The following is a 19550-nucleotide window of genomic DNA, read 5'->3' as shown; positions in this document are numbered from 1 at the left end:
CCAGCCCGCACAATCCAGCCCGTCCGGCGTTTGAGGACGAGGCCGAAGGCCGATTCACGGGGGTGCCAGGGGCTGGCCCCCTGGTTCGGGAAGGGGTGGGTCTGGGGCGCCACCGCGAGGGCCGCCCCGTCGTCAGGGCGTGGCCCAGTCCCGCATCGCGCTCTTGGTGTCGAAGTCCGCCACGTTCTTGTCGACCGGCGTCGACGTGTACTGGTGGATGAGCCAGTCGGCGCGGACGCGGGGCTTGCCCGCGGTGACGTAGTCGGCGATCCAGAGGCCGTCGCCCGCGTACGACGTCGTGTCCCGGTTCAGCCAGAAGTCGCGGTTGCAGTACAGGATCGTGCGGTGGTTCGGGCGGAGGCGCTTGACCTCCTTGATGAATCTGTCCTTCTCCGCGTTGGTCGCCGCCGTGTGGTCGCCCGTCCACTCCCAGTCGACCGCCAGGAAGTCGCCCGCCTTCTCCGGGGCCTTGCTGACGAAATACTCCGCCTGTGCCGTGATGTTGCCGGGCCACAGGAAGTGGTAGAAGCCGACGACGCAGCCGCCGTCGCGGGCGAGTTTGGTCTGGGCCGTCAGGCGCGGGTTGATGTAGGAGCGGCCTTCCGTCGCCTTGATGACGACGAAGGAGAGGCCTTCCGTGGAGAAGGACGACTGGTGGGAACTGACGTCGATGCCGCGCAGCATGCGGGTCCTCCAGGGTGGGGGAGCCGATCACGTGGGGGAGGGGAATGGGGGGTGTCCCGTGTCCGTGAGCGGTGAACGGTGAACGGTGAACTGTTGACTGTGCAGTGACCGTTCCCATGGTCAGCCGTTCCCATCCATACTTGGGGCGCTTCCCCCGACCCCCACACCCACGGGAACCCCTATGGCCCTCAGCCGTCGCTCCTTCCTCACCGCCACCACGGCCGTCGCACTGGTGTCCGCCGCTCCGCGGGCCACCGCCCGCGCTCTCGACGTACGCACCTGGATGGCGGGCGTCGACGCGGCGACGCCCTTGCAGCGGCTGACGATTCCGGGCACGCACGACTCGGGGGCGCGCTTCGGCGGGTGGTGGGTGGAGTGCCAGAACACCACGCTGGCCGCGCAACTGGCGTCCGGCATACGGTTCCTGGACATCCGCTGCCGGGCCTTCGAGGGGTCGTTCACGATCCACCACGGCGCCTTCTACCAGAACCTGAACTTCGACGACGTGCTCGGCGCCTGCCGGGACTTCCTGCGCGCACAGCCGTCGGAAACCGTGCTGATGCGGGTCAAGCAGGAGTACTCGGAAGTGAGCGACGCCGCGTTCCGGGCGGTCTTCGACGACTATCTGGACCGGCGCGGATGGCGGTCGCTGTTCCACATCGGGGACGCATGGCCGCGGCTGGGGGACGTGCGCGGGCGGGTCGTGCTGATCGCCGACAACGGAGGGCTGCCCGGCGGCATCCGCTGGGGCGACGGCGGCGTCTTCGACATCCAGGACGACTGGAACGCCGCCCCCGGAGCCAAGTACCCGAAGATCGAGGGTCAGTTCAGGAAGGCCGCCGCCCAGCCCGGGAAGCAGTACATCAACTTCGTCAGCACCGCGGCGGGGCTGCCGCCGCGGTGGAACGCCGATGACCTCAACCCGAGGGTGCACACCCTCCTGGAGAGCGCGGAGGGGCGCAGCTGGCGCGGGCTCGGGATCGTACCGATGGACTACCCCAACACCCGCGCCGGGCTCGTGGAGTCACTGATCGCGCACAACTGACGTGAGCGGCGACGTGACGTGTGGCGTGACGGGTGACACGGCGCGTGGCGCGACGGGTGGGTGCGTCAGCACTCGATGATGTTGACCGCGAGGCCGCCGCGGGCCGTCTCCTTGTACTTGACGCTCATGTCGGCGCCGGTCTCCTTCATGGTCTTGATGACCTTGTCGAGGGACACCTTGTGGGAGCCGTCGCCGCGCATCGCCATGCGGGCGGCGGTGACGGCCTTCACGGCCGCCATGCCGTTGCGCTCGATGCACGGGATCTGGACGAGGCCGCCGACGGGGTCGCAGGTCAGGCCCAGGTTGTGCTCCATGCCGATCTCGGCGGCGTTCTCCACCTGCTCGGGGGAGCCGCCGAGGACCTCGGCGAGGGCGCCCGCCGCCATGGAGCAGGCGGAGCCGACCTCGCCCTGGCAGCCGACCTCGGCGCCGGAGATCGAGGCGTTCTCCTTGAAGAGCATGCCGATGGCACCGGCGGCGAGGAGGAAGCGGACCACGCCCTCCTCGTCGGCGCCGGGCACGAAGTTCATGTAGTAGTGCAGGACCGCGGGGATGATCCCGGCGGCGCCGTTCGTGGGGGCGGTGACGACGCGGCCGCCCGCCGCGTTCTCCTCGTTCACCGCCATCGCGTACAGCGTGATCCACTCCATGGCGCGGGCCTCCGGGTCGCCCTCGGCGCGCAGCTGGCGCGCGGAGTGGGCGGCGCGGCGGCGGACCTTCAGGCCGCCGGGCAGGATGCCCTCGCGGGACATGCCGCGCGAGACGCAGGCCTGCATGACGCGCCAGATGTCGAGCAGGCCCTCGCGGATCTCCTCCTCCGTGCGCCAGGCCTTCTCGTTCTCCAGCATCAGGGCGGAGATCGACAGGCCGGTCTCGGCGGAGAGGCGCAGCAGCTCGTCGCCGGTGCGGAAGGGGTACTTCAGGACCGTGTCGTCCGGGACGATCGGGTTCTCGCCCTCCACCGCGTCCTCGTCGACGACGAAGCCGCCGCCTACCGAGTAGTAGGTCTTGGAGAGGACCAGCTCGCCGTCCGCGTCGTACGCGAAGACCGTCATGCCGTTCGCGTGGTAGGGCAGCGCCTTGCGGCGGTGCAGGACCAGGTCCTCGTCGAAGTCGAAGGCGATCTCGTGCACGCCGAGCACGTTCAGGCGGCCGGAGGCCTTGATCTCCTCGACGCGGTCGTCGGCCGTCTCCACGTTCACCGTGCGCGGCGACTCGCCCTCCAGGCCGAGCAGGACCGCCTTGGGCGTGCCGTGGCCGTGGCCGGTGGCGCCGAGGGAGCCGTACAGCTCGGCGCGGACGGCGGTGGTGTGGGCCAGCAGGCCCTCGTTCTTCAGGCGCCGGGCGAACATGCGCGCCGCGCGCATCGGGCCGACCGTGTGGGAGCTGGACGGGCCGATGCCGATCGAGAACAGGTCGAAGACCGAGATGGCCACGAGAGAACTCCAATGGTGGTTGGTAGACGCCGTCGTCTGCCGGGTGGTGCGGACGTGCTGGGCGGTGCGGGGGACCGCTCGGCGCGGTACGTGGTGCGGGGCACCCCAGCTCACTCTCCAGTGTGCGGGGTGCCCCGATGTTCGTACGGAGGAACAAAAGCGTACGGAACTACTTCAGGCCGGGGTACAGCGGGTGCTTCGCGGCCAGAGCGGACACGCGGGCCTTCAGGGCCTCGGCGTCGAAGCCGGGCTTCAGGGCCTCGGCGATGACGTCGGCGACCTCGTGGAAGTCCTCGGCCTGGAAGCCGCGGGTGGCGAGGGCCGGGGTGCCGATGCGCAGGCCGGAGGTGACCATCGGCGGGCGGGGGTCGTTCGGGACGGCGTTGCGGTTGACCGTGATGCCGACCTCGTGGAGGCGGTCCTCGGCCTGCTGGCCGTCCAGCTCGCTGTCGCGCAGGTCGACCAGGACCAGGTGCACGTCGGTGCCGCCGGACAGGACGGCGACGCCGTGCTCCTTGACGTCGTCCTGGACCAGGCGCTCGGCGAGGATGCGGGCGCCGTCCAGGGTGCGCTGCTGGCGCTCCTTGAAGTCGTCCGAGGCGGCGACCTTGAAGGAGACGGCCTTGGCGGCGATCACGTGCTCCAGGGGGCCGCCCTGGAAGCCGGGGAAGACCGCGGAGTTCAGCTTCTTCGCGAAGTCCTTGGTGCGGGCCAGGATGATGCCGCCGCGGGGGCCGCCGAGCGTCTTGTGCGTGGTGGAGGTGACCACGTCCGCGAACGGCACCGGGTTCGGGTGCAGACCGGCGGCGACGAGCCCGGCGAAGTGCGCCATGTCGACCCACAGGTACGCGCCGACCTCGTCGGCGATGCGGCGGAACTCGGCGAAGTCCAGCTGGCGCGGGTAGGCGGACCAGCCCGCGATGATCACCTTGGGGCGGTTCTCCTTGGCCAGGCGCTCGACCTCGGCCATGTCGACCAGACCGGCCTCGTCCACGTGGTAGGCGACCACGTTGAACTGCTTGCCGGAGAAGTTCAGACGCATGCCGTGGGTGAGGTGGCCGCCGTGCGCCAGGTCCAGGCCGAGGATCGTGTCGCCGGGCTGGGCGATCGCGAAGAGGGCGGCCTGGTTGGCGGAGGCGCCGGAGTGCGGCTGGACGTTGGCGTACTCGGCGCCGAACAGGTCCTTGACCCGGTCGATCGCGATCTGCTCGGTGACGTCGACGTGCTCGCAGCCGCCGTAGTAGCGGCGGCCGGGGTAGCCCTCGGCGTACTTGTTGGTGAGGACCGTGCCCTGGGCCTCCATGACCGCGACCGGAGCGAAGTTCTCCGAGGCGATCATCTCCAGGGTGGACTGCTGGCGGGTCAGCTCCGCGTCGACGGCGGCGGCGACGTCGGGGTCGAGTTCGTGGAGTGGGGTGTTCAGAAGCGACATCGGAAGTTCCGTCCTTACGCCGTGGTCAGCTGCCTGCGAACTCGGTGTACTCGTCGGCGGAGAGTAGGTCGCCCGGCTCCTCGGCGACGCGCACCTTGAACAGCCAGCCGCCCTCGAAGGGGGCCGAGTTCACCAGGGACGGGTCGTCCACGACGTCCTGGTTGGCCTCGACGACCTCGCCGGAGACGGGGGAGTAGAGGTCGGAGACCGACTTGGTCGACTCCAGCTCGCCGCAGGTCTCGCCCGCGGTGACCGAGTCGCCGACCGCCGGGAGCTGGGCGAACACGACGTCACCGAGCGCGTTGGCCGCGAACTCGGTGATGCCGACCGTCGCCACGCCGTCCTCGGTGGCCGACAGCCACTCGTGCTCCTTGCTGTAACGCAGCTGCTGGGGGTTGCTCATGGCGTGAATTCTCCTGTACGCGGGCGAGTGCTGATGCACGTGGGGAAGGGCCGTCTTACGGAATGAGACGGTTTGTACCGTTGCTTGTACGGTGCCGATGTGCCGCTGGTGTCACGTCCGGGGCCCGGCCGTCACACCTGGTGCCGGGTGTGTCACTTCTGGCGCTTGTAGAACGGCAGCGCCACGACCTCGTAGGGCTCGTGGGTGCCGCGGATGTCCACGGCGACGCCGGGGGTGCCGGGCTCGGCGTGGGCGGCGTCGACGTAGGCCATGGCGATCGGCTTGCCGAGGGTGGGCGAGGGGGCGCCGGAGGTGACCTGGCCCACGACCTGGCCGTCCGCGACGACGTCCATGCCCGAGCGGGGCACCCGGCGGCCCTCGGCGACCAGGCCGACGAGCTTGCGGGGCGGCGCGGCCTCGGCGCGCTCGGCGGCGGCCTTCAGCGCGTCGCGGCCCACGAAGTCCTCCGCGTGGGAGGTCTTCTCGAACTTCACGACCCGGCCGAGGCCCGCGTCGAAGGGGGTGAGACCGGTGGTCAGCTCGTTGCCGTACAGCGGCATGCCCGCCTCCAGGCGGAGCGTGTCGCGGCAGGAGAGCCCGCACGGCACGAGGCCGACGGGGGCGCCCGCCTCCGTCAGCGCCCGCCACAGCGTCTCGGCGTGCTCCGGCGCCACGAACAGCTCGAAGCCGTCCTCGCCCGTGTAGCCGGTGCGCGCGATCAGGGCGGGCACGCCCGCGACCGTGCCGGGCAGGCCCGCGTAGTACTTCAGGCCGTCCAGGTCGGCGTCCGTGACTGCCTTGAGGATGCCGGGGGACTCGGGGCCCTGGACGGCGACCAGTGCGTACGCGTCGCGGTCGTCGCGCACCTCGGCGTCGAACCCGGCGGCCCGCTCGGTGAGGGCGTCCAGGACGACCTGGGCGTTGCCCGCGTTGGCGACGACCATGTACTCGGTCTCGCCGAGGCGGTAGACGATCAGGTCGTCGACGATGCCGCCGTCGGCCTGGCAGATCATGGTGTAGCGGGCGCGGCCGACGCCGACGGAGCCGATGTTGCCGACGAGCGCGTAGTTCAGCAGGTCGACGGCCCCGGCGCCGGTGACGGTGATCTCGCCCATGTGGGAGAGGTCGAAGAGACCGGCCTTGGTGCGCACGGCGTTGTGCTCGTCGCGCTCACTGCCGTACCGCAGCGGCATGTCCCAGCCCGCGAAGTCGGTCATGGTGGCGCCGAGCGAGCGATGCAGGGCGTCGAGGGCGGTCTTGCGCGGGGTAGGGCTCATGAGTACTGGCTCCCAGGCATGGCATGACGGGCGAGGTCGTCCCTCCCCATCTGTCATCAAACCTGAGAGGTTCACCAGACCCACGCGTACCACGGGGCATGACTTGCACCTTGGGTGGAGCCACCGGGGCGGCCCGCTTTTCAGATGTGCCTCGCCCGCGCGGTACGGGGCCTGAGAGATTCAAGGGAGGAACTTGCTCCTTCGGCGTCCGGGGCGGCGGGGCCCGCGGAACTCTCCCGCGCGGATTCAAGCGGCCGGTATGGAGTTGGCGCGCACATCATTACACGCGCCCCCGCTTCACAACAGTCGCAACCTGGGAATGCTCCGCGGTGGCATTACCTTCTCTTTACAGTCAAGGGACAAGTACTGGGGATGAGTGACGTGACCAGCATGGGGAGGCGGATCACGGTGCACGGGAGCAGTGCTTACGCGACGACGGGCGGTGCGGCGCTGCCCGATGCCGTCGCGCTGCCGCCGGGGGTGGCCGTGGGGCGCCGCGAGGGGGCGGGACGGGGGCGGGACGCGCCGCGGGGGGTGGTCCGGGACCTCCGGCGGGGTGCGGGCGCCGGGCGGAGGCCGGGGCGGCTGGTCTTCGGCGCGCACGACGTGGTGGTGGTCTCCGGGCTGCCCGGCAGCGGCAAGTCCACGCTGATGCGGCGGGCGGTGGCCGGGCCGCGGGTGGACTCCCAGGACGCGCGGGACCGGTGGGCGGCGCGGATGCCGCGCTTCGTGCCGTACGCGGTGTACCGGCCGCTGGTGCGGGTCGCCCACTACGCCGGGCTGCGGCGGGCGCTGCGCGCGGGCTCCGGGGTCGTCGTCCACGACTGCGGTACGCAGCCGTGGGTGCGGCGGTGGCTGGCGCGGGCCGCCGTCCGGCGCGGGGGCGTACTGCACCTGCTCCTCCTCGACGTGCCCGCGCCGGTCGCGCTGCGGGGGCAGCGGGCCCGGGGGCGGGGGGTGTCCCGCTATGCCTTCGCCCGGCACCGGCGGGGGGTGGGGCGGTTGCTCCGGGTCGCCGAGGGCGGGGGGCTGCCGCCGGGGTGCGGGTCGGTCACCCTCCTGGACCGGGAGGGGGCGACGGCGCTCACGGAGATCGCCTTCGCCTAGCCCTCGCGGGGGCGCCCCAGACCCGCCCGGGGAACATCCGCCGCGAAGCGGCGGATCACGGACAGCCGACGACGGCGGGCAAGCGGGACGTTCCCACCCGTCCGGCGTGCGAGGGCGAGGCGCGGCGTTAGGGTCGGGAGATCCGTACGGCAGAGCAGCAGGGGTAAGGGCAGCATGGACTTTCCGGGGGAGTATCCGGCACAGGGGCAGGCGCACACGCACACGCACGGATGGCCCGGCAACGAACTCGAAGAGGTGCTCGCCGCCTCGCTCGGCGCCCCGCCGAGCGAGGCCACCGCCGCGCACATCGTCGAGACGCTGGGCCGCGGCCACGTGTGGATCCCGCTCCCCAACGGCGGCGGCCCCGACAGCACCACCCTCGACCTGCCGACGCTGGAGCTGGACGGCCAGGCGTACGTCCCGGTGTTCACGTCGGAGCAGCAGTTCCGGCAGGTCACCGACGGCCGGATGCACGCGACGGTGGCGCCCGCGGTGGAGTTCGCCCGCGGTCTGCACCCGCACCTGGGCATCGTCCTGAACCCCGAGGGCACCGTGACGGTGCCGCTGCCGCCCCCGGCCGTGGCCGCGCTGTGCCGCGTGGGGCGTACGGAGCTGGACGGCCCGACGACCGGCGGCCGGGTACGGCTGTTCGAGCCGGACTGGCAGGACGACCCGGTCGACTTCCTCGCCGCCGCGGGACGTGAGTTCGAGGCCATCGGCGTGGTGCGCACCGCGCGCCGCTGCCTGGCGGGCGTCGAGGACGAGGACCCGACGCTGTTCGTGGGCGTGGAACTGTCCGCGTGGGAGGGCGACGCCCGTGACCTGCCGCTCCAGGCGCTGGGCCGGGCGCTCGGCCAGGTGCCGGTGGCCTGGCCGGTCAACCTGGTCCTGCTGGACGTGGCGGACGACCCGGTGGCCCACTGGATGCGCGAGCGCGTCCGGCCGTTCTTCGCGCCGCGCTGACGGACGCGGAACGCCGACGGTTTTTCCGCGGTGCGAGGGGGCTTGGCCCCCGCGCACCCCCGCCCAGGGCCCCCGGCCCGCTTAAGCTGGTCCTATGACTCGGTCGGAGCACGGCCGTGGTGCCAGCTGGGTACGTCGGGTCCGTCGGGTCCGTCGGGGTATGTCGCGAAGGGGCGGTTACGGGTGAGTGCTTCGGGCACGGCCGCGGGGGCCGGGCAGGTCGAGCACATGCTGCGCCAGGTGACGCCGGGGCGCTATGACGCGTACGAGGCGCTCCTGCACGCCCTCGCGGACGGCAAGGTGTGGATGCTGCTCTGGCACGGCCAGGCCGGATCGCCCGACGCGCAGTACGGGAACATGGAGGTCGACGGGTACGGCTACGCGCCGTGCGTGACCTCCGCCCAGGAGCTGTCGGCCAGCGGCTGGAACCGCGGCTACGAGGTGGTGGGCGGAGTCGACGTGGCCCGCGCGCTCTACCCCGACCACTACGGCCTGTGGCTGAACCCGCACGCCCCGGGCGGCGGCGTCGGCATCCCCTGGCTGGACCTGCGCCGCATCGCCAGCGGCATCGACCTCCAGCCCGCGGGCCCGCTCCGGCTCACCGAGCCGACCATCGAACTCCCGCAGTTCTACGCCCTGTTGACGCAGAACGCGCACCGCACCCCGGCGGTCCGCTCGCTGCGCCGCGCCTGGGTGCAACCCTCGCTCGGCGCCCCGTACCTGGCGATCGGCCTGGACGTGTACGACACCTCGCCCGCGTCGGTCGACTCGGTGCGCGCCATGATGCGGCAGTCCATCGGCGCGGTGCCCGAGGGGCTTCCGGTGTCGACGGTGGCGATGGCCGACGCGCACGACCCGGTCGCGATGTGGCTGCGCGCCAACGCCCGCCCGTTCTACGACCGCGACCCCCATCCGGCCCCGGCCCCGGCCGGTGGATACGGATATCCCGCCGCGTACTGAGCGCAACGCCCGCATACCCCTCGTATCCCTGCGCGGCGATCCGGACACTGTCCGGATTCCGCTTTCGGCCGGACCCGCTGATCAGCGCCGATGTGCGCGATGTCCGCTAAGGGTGCGGGAGTGACCATATGGACGCCCGTGACTCCCTTGGCCCCCAACTGCCCCGTGTTCGCCCGGCGTTCAGCCCCGTCCGGATAACGGAACACCTCGATCAGCATCACGGTTGCGCATCCATTCCCCGACAAGTCTGGTAACAGATCACGGCCCCGTTGAAGACTCCCGCTCCAAGGGGCCTTCGCCCCTGTGTACGACGGACTGATCACGTCGCTACAGCGGCAAGTGCGGGCCGGTCACCGCCGGTTGAGAGGGGTCCCTGGCACGATGACGGCGCCAATGCATGACACACCTGCGGACGCGAAACCCACGGAGGACGTCGCCCCCGCAGCCGGTGCAGGGGTGAAGAAGGTCGAGGGTCGGTCCCTCAAGCAGATCGCCTGGAACCGGCTCAAGCGCGACAAGGTCGCCCTCGCGGGCGGCGTCACGGTCCTGGTCCTGGTCCTGGTGGCCGTGTTCGCGCCCCTGATCGTGAGCCTGCTCGGCCACCCGCCGAACGACTTCCACCAGGAGAAGCTCGACGAGCTGACCAACCTGCCCAAGGGCGCGCTCGGCGGCGTGAGCGGCGACTTCCTCTTCGGCGTCGAGCCGAACAAGGGCCGCGACGTCTTCAGCCGGATCGTCTACGGCGCCCGCATCTCGCTGCTCGTGGCCTTCCTCGCCGCGATCGTCGCCGTGGTCCTCGGCACCCTGTTCGGGATCATCGCCGGGTACTTCGGCGGCTGGGTCGACGCGCTGATCAGCCGCGTGATGGACGTGCTGCTCTCCTTCCCGCAGCTGCTCTTCATCATCTCCCTGGTCTCGGTGCTCCCCGACGACTTCCTCGGCCTGCAGGGCACGAGCGTGCGCGTGGCGATCCTGGTCCTGGTGATCGGCTTCTTCGGCTGGCCCTACATCGGGCGCATCGTGCGCGGCCAGACCCTGTCGCTGCGCGAACGCGAGTACGTGGAGGCGGCCAAGAGCCTCGGCGGCGGCAGACGGCACATCCTGTTCCGTGAGCTGCTGCCCAACCTGGTGGCGCCCATCACGGTCTACGCGACCCTGATGATCCCCACCAACATCCTCACGGAGGCCGCCCTCAGCTTCCTCGGCGCGGGCGTCAAGCCGCCGACCGCCTCGTGGGGCGGCATGCTGCGCGACGCCCTCGCGACCTATGAGCACGACCCGATGTTCATGGTCTTCCCGGGCGTCACGATCTTCATCACGGTGCTCGCCTTCAACCTCTTCGGGGACGGGCTGCGCGACGCGCTCGACCCCAAGGGAACCCGCTAGCAGTCCCCCTGACTTGCCCCTGCGCTGGTCAGGTGGCTCTTTCCATGGTTCTTCGGCAGCTATCCGCCAGGGACCGCGAATCTGGAAGGTTGCAGAAAATGCCCAGAGTTTCCCCCAAACGGCGGCTCGCCGCCGGTGCGGCCCTCGTCGTCGCGGCGCTGGTGACCACCACGGCCTGCGGCAGCGGCGACGGCGACGACGACAACGGCAAGGGCGCGGGCTACAACGCCGCGCTCAACAAGGTCGCCAACCCGTCGAAGAAGAAGGGCGGCACTCTCCGCTTCGTCGGCAAGCAGGACCTCGACTCGGCCGACCCGCAGCGCGCGTACTACGGCATGTCCTGGGACTTCATGCGGTTCTACACCCGGCAGCTGGTGTCGTACGACACCAAGCCGGGCAAGGCGAGCACCAAGCTCGTCCCCGACCTCGCCACCTCCACCGCGAAGATCTCGGACGACGGCAAGACCTACACGTACAAGCTGCGTGACGGCCTGACCTGGGAGGACGGCTCCCCGCTGACCTCCAAGGACATCAAGTACGGGATCGAGCGCATCTGGGCCAAGGACACCATCACCGGCGGTCCCGGCTATCTGCGCCAGGCGCTCGACCCCAAGGGCGAGTACCCCGGCCCGTACAAGGACCCGTCGAAGGACAAGCTCGGCCTGAAGGCGATCGAGACGCCCGACGACAAGACCATCATCTTCAAGCTGCCCAAGCGCAACGGTGACTTCGAGCAGTTCCTCGCGATGCCCTCCGGCTCCCCGGTGAAGGCGTCCAAGGACACCAAGGCCAAGTACACCTCGCGGCCGTTCTCCTCGGGCCCGTACAAGTTCGACGAGTACAAGCCCGGCAAGAAGATCGTCCTGGTCCGCAACGACAAGTGGAAGAAGGAGTCGGACCCGATCCGCCCGGCCCTTCCGGACAAGATCGACGTGACGATCTCCGCCAACCTGGAGGAGAACGACAAGCGCCTGATGGCGGGCGACTACGACGTCGACCTCAACGGCACCGGCATGACCCAGTCCGGCCGCGTCACCGCCATCCAGGACCACCGCGGCAACGTCGACAACATGCACACGTCGTTCGTGCGCTACGTCGCCCTGGTGCACACGGCGAAGCCGTTCGACAACGTGCACTGCCGCAAGGCCGTCTTCTACGCCACCGACTTCGCGAGCCTCCAGCAGACCCGCGGTGGCAAGCTCGCCGCCGGTGACATCGCCAACAGCACCTTCCCGAAGTCGATCCCGGGCAACAGCGACTACGACCCGTACGGCGTCCTGGCGCGCAAGGGCAAGCCGGACCTGGCCAAGGCCAAGGACGAGCTGAAGCAGTGCAAGAAGCCGAACGGTTTCAGCGCCAAGCTCACCGCCCGCAACAACAACCCGGGTGAGGTCGACACCGCCGAGGCCCTCCAGGCCCAGCTGAAGAAGGTCGGCATCAACGTCCAGGTCGAGTCCATCGACGGCGCCGACTCCGCCAGCATCACCGGCTCCCCGTCCGTGGTGAAGAAGCGCGGCTACAGCATGCAGATGTCCGGCTGGGGCCCCGACTTCCCGTCCGGCCAGGGCTACGCGCAGCCGCTGTTCGACTCGCGCTTCCTGCTTGAGAACGGCAACTACAACGAGTCGCAGATCAAGGACCCGAAGATCGACAAGCTCTTCGACAAGGCCATCGCCGAGGTCGACCCGGTCAAGGCCGGTGAGATCTACAAGCAGCTCGACAAGCGGATCCTCGACGACGCCGACTGGATGCCGTTCCTGTACGAGAAGAACATCACCTGGCGCGGTTCGAGGCTGACGAACGCCTACATGTCCGACGCCTACAACGGCCGTTACGACTACGTCTCGCTCGGCGTGGCGCAGAAGTAGCAGGCTCCCCGGCCGCGGCGGCCCACCACCGCCGCGGCCCCCCGCAGTTGACCGTCCGTCACACCGCCGCCGCATCCCGCCAGTCCGAAGGGCAGGTGATGGCCCCGGGCGGTGGCTCCAAGGCCCCTCACAAGGGGGTCTCGGAGCCACCGCCGGGCCGCGCACAGTGCTTGCTTATCTCATCCGGCGCCTGATCGCCGTCATCATCATGGTGCTGGTCGTACTGCTCGCGACCTTCACCGTCTTCTTCATGCTGCCCAAGTGGGCGGGACAGGACATCGCCGTCCTCTTCGCCGGGAAGCAGGCCGGAGCCGAGCAGCTCGAAGGCATCCGGACCAAGCTCGGCCTGGACGACCCCCTGATCGTCCAGTTCTGGGACTTCATCAAGGGCATCCCGATGGGCCGGGACTACGCCAACGGCAGCGACGTCACGCACTGCCCGGCGCCCTGCTTCGGCTACTCCTTCCGCACCGAGGCCCCCGTCTGGGAGACCCTCAAGGACGCCCTGCCCGTGACCGGCGCGCTCGCCGCCGGAGCCTGCGTCCTGTGGCTCGCCGCCGGTGTCGCCACCGGCGTGGTCTCCGCGCTCAAGCGGGGCACCGTCTGGGACCGCGCCGCGATGACCACCGCCCTCGGCGGCGTCTCCCTGCCCGTCTTCTTCACCGGCATGGTCGCGATGGGCATCTTCGTCCACAACCTGGGCTGGGTGAAGATCGCCGACAGCCTCAGTACGGACGACAGCATCGACGTCTGGTTCCAGACGCTGCTCCTGCCGTGGATCGTGCTCGCCTTCCTCAACGCCGCGATGTACGCGCGCCTCACCCGCGCCACCATGCTGGAGGTCCTCGGCGAGGACTACATCCGCACCGCGCGCGCCAAGGGCCTCGGCGAGACCGTCGTCATCCGCAGGCACGCGCTGCGCTCGGCGATGACGCCGATCCTCACCGTCTTCGGACTCGACCTCGGTGTCCTCATGGGCGGCGCCGTGCTCACCGAGTCCACCTTCAACCTTCCGGGCCTCGGCCTCGAAGCGGTCAGGGCCATCAGCTCCAAGGACCTGCCCGTGATCCTCGGCGTCACCCTGTGCGCGGCTCTCGCCATCGCCATCGCCAACCTCGTCGTGGACCTTCTGTACGCCGTCATCGACCCGCGAGTGAGGCTGGGATGACCGAACTGTCCAAGAGCGGCGCGGCCGTCGGCGAAGTGACCGCCGCCTCGTCCGCCCCCTCCGCCTTCCTCGAAGTGCGCGACCTCAAGGTGCACTTCCCCACCGACGACGGCCTGGTCAAGTCCGTCGACGGGCTCAGCTTCTCCCTGGAGAAGGGCCGCACCCTCGGCATCGTGGGCGAGTCCGGCTCCGGCAAGTCGGTGACCAGCCTCGGCATCCTCGGCCTGCACACCGCCGGGCAGTACGGCCGCCGCAAGGCCCAGCTGTCCGGGGAGATCTGGCTGAACGGCACCGAGCTGCTCAGCGCGCCCGCCGACGAGGTGCGCAGGCTGCGCGGCCGCGAGATGGCGATGATCTTCCAGGACCCGCTGTCCGCGCTGCACCCGTACTACTCGATCGGCCGCCAGATCATCGAGGCCTACCGGGTCCACAACGACGTCGACAAGAAGGTCGCCCGCAAGCGCGCCATCGAGATGCTCGACCGCGTCGGCATCCCGCAGCCCGACAAGCGCGTGGACTCCTACCCGCACGAGTTTTCCGGCGGCATGCGCCAGCGCGCCATGATCGCCATGGCCCTGGTCAACAACCCGGAGCTGCTGATCGCGGACGAGCCGACCACCGCGCTCGACGTGACGGTCCAGGCCCAGATCCTGGACCTGATCCGCGACCTGCAGAAGGAGTTCGGCTCCGCGGTCATCATGATCACCCACGACCTGGGCGTGGTGGCCGAGATGGCCGATGAGCTGCTCGTGATGTACGGCGGCCGCTGCGTGGAGCGCGGCACCGCCCAGCAGGTGTTCTACGAGCCCCAGCACCCCTACACCTGGGGGCTGCTCGGCTCCATGCCGCGCATCGACCGCGAGGAGACCGAGCGCCTCACGCCGGTCAAGGGCTCCCCGCCCAGCCTCATCAACCTGCCGAGCGGCTGCGCCTTCAACCCGCGCTGCCCCTACGCGGACGTACCCAAGGACCAGATCACCCGCAAGGAGCGCCCCGAGCTGACCGAGGTCGGCAGCGGGCACTTCTCGGCCTGCCACATGTCGCGCGAGGAGCGCACCCGGATCTGGACCGAAGAGATTGCGCCGAAGCTGTGAAGGACCAGGACATGACCATCCCCCAGCAGGCGAAACCCGCCCCGGAGGCCGAGCGCGAGACGCTGCTCAAGGTTGAGGGACTGGTCAAGCACTTCCCCATCAAGAAGGGCCTGCTCCAGCGCCAGGTCGCGGCCGTGCAGGCCGTCGACGGCCTCACCTTCGACGTGCGCTCCGGGGAAACCCTCGGCGTCGTCGGCGAGTCCGGCTGCGGCAAGTCGACGATGGGCCGCCTCATCACCCGGCTGCTCGAACCGACCGGCGGGCGCGTGGAGTTCGAGGGCCACGACATCACCCACCTGGGCACCGCGCGGATGCGTCCGCTGCGCCGCGACGTCCAGATGATCTTCCAGGACCCGTACTCGTCGCTGAACCCGCGGCACACCATCGGCACCATCGTGGGCGCGCCGTTCAAGCTCCAGGGCGTGAAGCCCGAGGGCGGCATCAAGAAGACCGTCCAGGAGATGCTGGAGCGCGTCGGCCTCAGCCCCGAGCACTACAACCGCTACCCGCACGAATTCTCCGGCGGTCAGCGGCAGCGCATCGGCATCGCCCGCGCCCTCGCCCTGCAGCCGAAGCTGGTCGTCGCCGACGAGCCGGTCTCCGCGCTCGACGTGTCCATCCAGGCGCAGGTCGTGAACCTCCTCGACGACCTCCAGGACGAGCTGGGCCTCACGTATGTGATCATCGCGCACGACCTGTCGGTCATCCGGCACGTGTCGGACCGCATCGCGGTGATGTACCTCGGCAAGATCGTCGAGCTGGCGGACCGCAAGGACCTCTACACCAAGCCGATGCACCCGTACACCAAGGCGCTGCTCTCCGCGGTGCCGGTGCCGGACCCCAAGCGGCGCGGCGCCAAGAGCGAGCGCATCCTGCTGCGCGGCGACGTGCCCTCGCCGATCGACCCGCCCAGCGGGTGCCGCTTCCACACGCGGTGCTGGAAGGCCACGGAGATCTGCGCGGTCAAGGAGCCGCCGCTGCTCTCCCTTGAGGGCTCGCACCAGGTGGCGTGCCACCACCCGGAGAACGCGGCCGACCAGGCGCCGGAGGACACCAAGCTGCTCTCCGCCGCCAAGGAGGCGATCGAGGTGGTGTCGGTCACCACCGCGGCGGATGAGGCTGCGCCTGAGGCCAAGCCGGTGGCCAAGGCTTCGGAACCGGCGCCGAAGGAGTCCCCCGAGGTGGACTGACCGCCCTTTTCGGCCTTCGGCCTCGTCCTCAAACGCCGGACGGGCTTTTCCCCACCCACCCGCCCTTTTCAGGGCGGGTGGGTGGGAGGCACGCGTGGGGTCGTGGTGCGCGGTGGTGTGCGCGGGCCGGGGGAGAATGACGCGTGCTTCAGGAATTGTTCACGCCTACCGTCCAGCACGGCCTGGACCTCGCCGGGATCTTCGTCTTCGCGATCTCCGGTGCCCTCCTCGCCGTGCGCAAGAACTTCGACGTGTTCGGCATCGCCGTGCTCGCCGAGGTCACCGCCCTGGGCGGCGGCCTCTTCCGGGATCTGGTGATCGGCGCGGTGCCGCCCGCCGCGTTCACGGACCTCGGGTACTTCATCACGCCCCTGATCGCCGCGCTCCTGGTGTTCTTCCTGCACCCGGAGGTGGAGCGCACCCAGCTCGCGGTGAACGTCTTCGACGCGGCGGGCCTCGGCCTGTTCTGCGTCGCGGGCACGACCAAGGCGTACGACTACGGGCTCGGCCTCACCGCGTCCGCGACCCTCGGCCTCGCCACCGCCGTCGGCGGCGGTGTGCTGCGCGACATCGTCGCGAACGAGGTGCCGTCCCTGGTGCGCTGGGACCGGGACCTGTACGCGGTGCCCGCCATCGTGGGCGCCGCGATCGTGGCGCTGTGCCTGAAGTACGACGCCCTGAACGGCTTCACCACCGGGGTCGCCATCGTCACCGCGTTCCTGCTGCGGCTGCTCGCGATGCGCTACCACTGGCGGGCGCCGCGGGCCTGGAACCGCCGCTCGTCGGCCGCCGAGGACACGGTGTGACCCCGGCGGCGTGACGGGTCAGCGGCAGTTGGGGCTGTTGCGGATGTCCACGGCGTACGGCTTCCAGCCGGACGCGATGCGACGGGTCTTGCGCGGCTTCACACAGGTCCAGTCGGTGGCGCCGCCGCGGTGGACGAGGTGGACCCGGGCGCCGTCGTCGGGGCGCGCGTTGATGACGGTCCTGGCCCGCTTGGCGCGGGCCGTGAGCGGCTTGTAGCCCATGGCCCGGTACATGCCGAGCCGGGTGCCGCCCTTGGCGAAGCAGATGTAGGGCCAGGGGCAGTGCGGCCGCCGTGCCTCGGCGGAACCGTCCGGTCCGCCGGGGTCGGCGACGGTGGCGGAACCAGCCGGTCCGCCGGAGTGCGCGAGGGCGGTGGGTGCCGGACCCGATGCCATCAAGCCGCCGCCGATGAGCAGGGCCGCCGTACCGAGTGCCAGGCGCTTGCCGTTGAGCATGTGCGTGGGTTCCTTCCCGCGTCGCTGGTCTGAGGTGCGCCTTCCGTGCTGGGCGGCGCGGGCGGGGGACCGCGCGGCCTGGGCGCACCACCGACTGTGCGCCGGGGCGCGGCACGGGGGACAGCGCGGCACGGCGCGCCCGCGTCCCACGGGAGGCCACGCCGTTGACCTGCGTGAACGCCCTCGGCCGTGGTGGCATCGCGGGACGGCGGGGCGGCTGATCGGCGGGCCAGTCGTTCATGGCGCGTGTCGATCGGTGGCCGGGACGGCGCTGGAACCGGTGCGTGCGGCGGCGTCATCCTTGGGGTGGAGGGCGCACGTCGTCCACGCGTACGCGCGCCGACGAGCGCGTGGCGGACGGCACTTCGGCGCCCCGGGGGATCGCGAACGCGTCAGGGGTGGATCATGTCGCGTTGGAAGGAGCTGCCCGCCTCCCTGGACCGGAGGGTGTGGCAACTCGTCGTACAGATGCGGGCGCTGAAGGACCACAGTGGGCTGACCCAGTCCGCGCTCGCCGCCAAGACGTCGTACAGCGGCTCCTCGTGGGCCCGCTATCTCAACGGCAAGGCGGTGCCGCCGCGCGGCGCCGTCGAGCAGCTGGCCCAGGTGTGCGGGGCGGACCCCGGCAGGCTGCTCGCCCTGCGGGACGTGGCCGCCGAGGCGTGGGAGAGCGAGGGGGCCGCGGTCGGGGCGGAGGTTCCCGCCGACGCGGAGGGGAGCGTCGACGACCGGAGCGTGGACGACTGGGGCACGCGGGAGGGTGACCCCGTAGGGGGCGGAGGAGCGGGCGGGTCCGGCGGGTCCGCCGGGCCCTCGTCCCGGCGGCCGGGACGGCGCGGCCCGCTGCTGGTGGGCGCGGTCTGCGCGCTGCTGCTCGCCGTGGTCGCGGTGCTGGTGGTCGCCCGCCCGTGGTCGGACGGGGACGCGTCGGGGGAGCCGCGGGGCCCGCGTCCGGCCACCGTGGCCTCGAACAGCCGCGGGGAGTTCCACTTCACGCCCGGCAAGGAGCACCGCTGCGAGACCCACCGCAAGGACGGCGACCTGTACGCCGGGTACAGCCTGACCGCGGACGCGCTGCTCGACCTCAACAGCACGAGCTGGGAGGTCGTCGAGGCCCAGTGCCTGCTGAAGAAGCGCGGCTACGACCCGGGCACGGTGGACGGCGCGTACGGCCCGCGCACCAAGAGCGCGGCCCGGAGCTTCCAGAAGTCCGCGGGCCTGGCGCCCGACGGCATCGTGGGCCCGGACACGTGGGGGGCGCTGCGACGGTGAGCGCGCACGGAGACCAGCGCGTGCGGCGGGACGGGCAGGGGGACGGGCGGAAGAACGGGCCGGGGAACGGCGCGCGGGACGGGGCCGCCGTCCGGCCGCCGCTGGAGTGCGCACGCCTCGCCGCCGAGCTGCGCGAGGTGAAGGAGCGCGCGGGCCTGAGCCTGGCCGCGCTCGCCCGGCGCACGCCGTACAGCAAGTCGTCCTGGGACCGCTACCTCAACGGCAAGCAGCAGCCGCCGAGACCGGCGGTGGTGGCGCTGTGCGAGGTGGCGCAGCAGCCGCCGGACCGGCTGCTCGCGCTGTGGAGCCTCGCGGACCAGGCGTGGAGCGGCCGGGCGCGGTCGGCGCCGGTGCCGGTCCCGCGGGCGGATGCGGCACCCGCGGAACCGGCACCCGCGCCGCCGCGACCCGCCGAGGGGGAGCCGGGGAGCGGCGCCGTCGGCGCGGGGTGCGCACGGCGCGCGTGGCGCTCGCGGGCGGCGGGCTCGCCGCGGCCGTCGCCGCCACGCTCGCGGTCATCCTGTCGGGCGGGACCCAGACGCCGGACGACCGGCCCGCGGGGTCGGCCGGGCCGCCGGTCGTGGGGTGCGGCGGCAAGGAGTGCGAGGGCGCGGACCCGCTGGTGATGATGTGCGGCCAGCAGGGCCTGGCGACCTCGGTGCTGACGCGGACGGCGCCCCGGGGGCAGCGCCTGGAGATCCGGCACAGCGCGGAGTGCGGGGCGCTGTGGGCGCGCGGCATGAACCTGAGGGCGGGCGACCGCATCGAGCTGTCGCTGCCGGGCGCGCGCACCAAGCACGTGGTCGCCCGGAACCCCGACACCTACGTCGCGACCCCGATGACCGCCGCCCCCGACGCACGCCGGGCCCGGGTGTGCCTGGTCCCGGCGGCGGGCGGCGAACGGGTGTGCTTCGGCCCGGTGGGCGGGGGACCGCTGGACGAGCGGACCGGCGGTCGGGGGTCCGGCTGAGGGAGATCAAAAAGCTACCGCTCAGTAATTGTG

At 71.2% G+C, this 19550-nt stretch carries 18 protein-coding genes, 1 pseudogene and 2 riboswitches; of the genes and pseudogenes, 13 read left to right on the top strand and 6 right to left on the bottom strand.

What is annotated here, in order from left to right; translation table 11 throughout:
• Window positions 1-132: 132 nt before the first annotated feature.
• Window positions 133-684 (bottom strand): glycoside hydrolase family 25 protein, encoded by a 552-nt coding sequence (locus ACOBQU_RS11870; protein WP_423626453.1) that lies wholly within the window; start codon window positions 682-684, stop codon window positions 133-135.
• 181 nt (window positions 685-865) lie between these two features.
• Here ACOBQU_RS11870 and ACOBQU_RS11865 point away from each other — a divergent pair, with 181 nt between their 5' ends.
• Window positions 866-1729 carry a phosphatidylinositol-specific phospholipase C gene (locus tag ACOBQU_RS11865; protein ID WP_423626451.1) on the top strand — a complete coding sequence of 288 codons (864 nt, stop codon included), beginning with the start codon at window positions 866-868 and terminating at the stop codon, window positions 1727-1729.
• 65 nt (window positions 1730-1794) lie between these two features.
• On the opposite strand, the gene ACOBQU_RS11860 is transcribed toward ACOBQU_RS11865, so the two are convergent.
• From ACOBQU_RS11860 to gcvT, 4 genes are all read right to left on the bottom strand, one after another.
• On the bottom strand, window positions 1795-3165 hold the full coding sequence (locus ACOBQU_RS11860; protein ID WP_423626449.1) for an L-serine ammonia-lyase: 1371 nt from the start codon (window positions 3163-3165) through the stop codon (window positions 1795-1797).
• A gap of 169 nt (window positions 3166-3334) precedes the next feature.
• Window positions 3335-4597, bottom strand: coding sequence for a serine hydroxymethyltransferase (gene glyA / locus ACOBQU_RS11855; RefSeq protein WP_423626448.1), 1263 nt, complete (start codon window positions 4595-4597; stop codon window positions 3335-3337).
• Between the two features lie 25 nt (window positions 4598-4622).
• Entirely contained in the window at window positions 4623-5000 is a 378-nt protein-coding gene (gene gcvH / locus ACOBQU_RS11850; protein ID WP_423626447.1) for a glycine cleavage system protein GcvH, read from the bottom strand.
• 152 nt (window positions 5001-5152) lie between these two features.
• On the bottom strand, window positions 5153-6277 hold the full coding sequence (gene gcvT / locus ACOBQU_RS11845) for a glycine cleavage system aminomethyltransferase GcvT (RefSeq protein WP_423626445.1): 1125 nt from the start codon (window positions 6275-6277) through the stop codon (window positions 5153-5155).
• A gap of 40 nt (window positions 6278-6317) precedes the next feature.
• Window positions 6318-6427: riboswitch (glycine riboswitch) on the bottom strand.
• A riboswitch (glycine riboswitch) is annotated at window positions 6428-6526 on the bottom strand.
• 123 nt (window positions 6527-6649) lie between these two features.
• On the opposite strand from gcvT, the gene ACOBQU_RS11840 reads away from it, so the two are divergent.
• The 9 genes from ACOBQU_RS11840 to ACOBQU_RS11800 all read left to right on the top strand — a co-directional run bounded on the left by ACOBQU_RS11840 (window position 6650) and on the right by ACOBQU_RS11800 (window position 16819).
• Window positions 6650-7384 (top strand): AAA family ATPase, encoded by a 735-nt coding sequence (locus ACOBQU_RS11840; protein WP_423626443.1) that lies wholly within the window; start codon window positions 6650-6652, stop codon window positions 7382-7384.
• A 174-nt stretch (window positions 7385-7558) separates the two neighbouring features.
• Window positions 7559-8347 (top strand): enhanced serine sensitivity protein SseB, encoded by a 789-nt coding sequence (locus ACOBQU_RS11835; RefSeq protein ID WP_423626441.1) that lies wholly within the window; start codon window positions 7559-7561, stop codon window positions 8345-8347.
• 183 nt (window positions 8348-8530) lie between these two features.
• A complete protein-coding gene (locus ACOBQU_RS11830) occupies window positions 8531-9307 on the top strand; it encodes an enhanced serine sensitivity protein SseB C-terminal domain-containing protein (protein WP_423626439.1) in 777 nt (258 codons plus the stop codon).
• A 381-nt stretch (window positions 9308-9688) separates the two neighbouring features.
• The gene (locus ACOBQU_RS11825) at window positions 9689-10693 is read left to right on the top strand and encodes an ABC transporter permease (protein WP_423626438.1); all 1005 of its coding nucleotides are present in this window, start codon (window positions 9689-9691) and stop codon (window positions 10691-10693) included.
• Window positions 10694-10791: 98 nt separating this feature from the next.
• Window positions 10792-12561, top strand: coding sequence for an ABC transporter substrate-binding protein (locus tag ACOBQU_RS11820; protein ID WP_423626436.1), 1770 nt, complete (start codon window positions 10792-10794; stop codon window positions 12559-12561).
• Window positions 12562-12727: 166 nt separating this feature from the next.
• A complete protein-coding gene (locus ACOBQU_RS11815) occupies window positions 12728-13729 on the top strand; it encodes an ABC transporter permease (RefSeq protein ID WP_423626434.1) in 1002 nt (333 codons plus the stop codon).
• Window positions 13726-14823, top strand: a complete 1098-nt coding sequence (locus tag ACOBQU_RS11810) for an ABC transporter ATP-binding protein (protein ID WP_423626432.1) — start codon at window positions 13726-13728, stop codon at window positions 14821-14823. The genes ACOBQU_RS11815 and ACOBQU_RS11810 overlap by 4 nt, the downstream gene beginning before the upstream one ends.
• A gap of 11 nt (window positions 14824-14834) precedes the next feature.
• Window positions 14835-16013, top strand: a complete 1179-nt coding sequence (locus tag ACOBQU_RS11805) for an ABC transporter ATP-binding protein (protein WP_423626431.1) — start codon at window positions 14835-14837, stop codon at window positions 16011-16013.
• 143 nt (window positions 16014-16156) lie between these two features.
• The gene (locus ACOBQU_RS11800; RefSeq protein ID WP_423626429.1) at window positions 16157-16819 is read left to right on the top strand and encodes a trimeric intracellular cation channel family protein; all 663 of its coding nucleotides are present in this window, start codon (window positions 16157-16159) and stop codon (window positions 16817-16819) included.
• Between the two features lie 18 nt (window positions 16820-16837).
• Here ACOBQU_RS11800 and ACOBQU_RS11795 read toward each other — a convergent pair whose 3' ends face one another.
• A complete protein-coding gene (locus ACOBQU_RS11795; protein ID WP_423626427.1) occupies window positions 16838-17275 on the bottom strand; it encodes a hypothetical protein in 438 nt (145 codons plus the stop codon).
• A gap of 405 nt (window positions 17276-17680) precedes the next feature.
• On the opposite strand from ACOBQU_RS11795, the gene ACOBQU_RS11790 reads away from it, so the two are divergent.
• From ACOBQU_RS11790 to ACOBQU_RS11780, 3 genes and pseudogenes are all read left to right on the top strand, one after another.
• Window positions 17681-18547 carry a peptidoglycan-binding protein gene (locus tag ACOBQU_RS11790; RefSeq protein ID WP_423626425.1) on the top strand — a complete coding sequence of 289 codons (867 nt, stop codon included), beginning with the start codon at window positions 17681-17683 and terminating at the stop codon, window positions 18545-18547.
• A pseudogene (locus tag ACOBQU_RS11785) lies at window positions 18526-18831 on the top strand (helix-turn-helix domain-containing protein); the annotation flags it as partial. The gene ACOBQU_RS11790 and the pseudogene ACOBQU_RS11785, both read left to right, overlap by 22 nt.
• A gap of 38 nt (window positions 18832-18869) precedes the next feature.
• Entirely contained in the window at window positions 18870-19517 is a 648-nt protein-coding gene (locus ACOBQU_RS11780; RefSeq protein WP_423626423.1) for a DUF2690 domain-containing protein, read from the top strand.
• Window positions 19518-19550 lie beyond the last annotated feature (33 nt).

Source organism: Streptomyces sp. G45 (genome assembly GCF_049542095.1).
In the GTDB taxonomy this organism is placed as follows: domain Bacteria; phylum Actinomycetota; class Actinomycetes; order Streptomycetales; family Streptomycetaceae; genus Streptomyces.
This window is presented reverse-complemented; position numbering and strand designations above follow the sequence as displayed.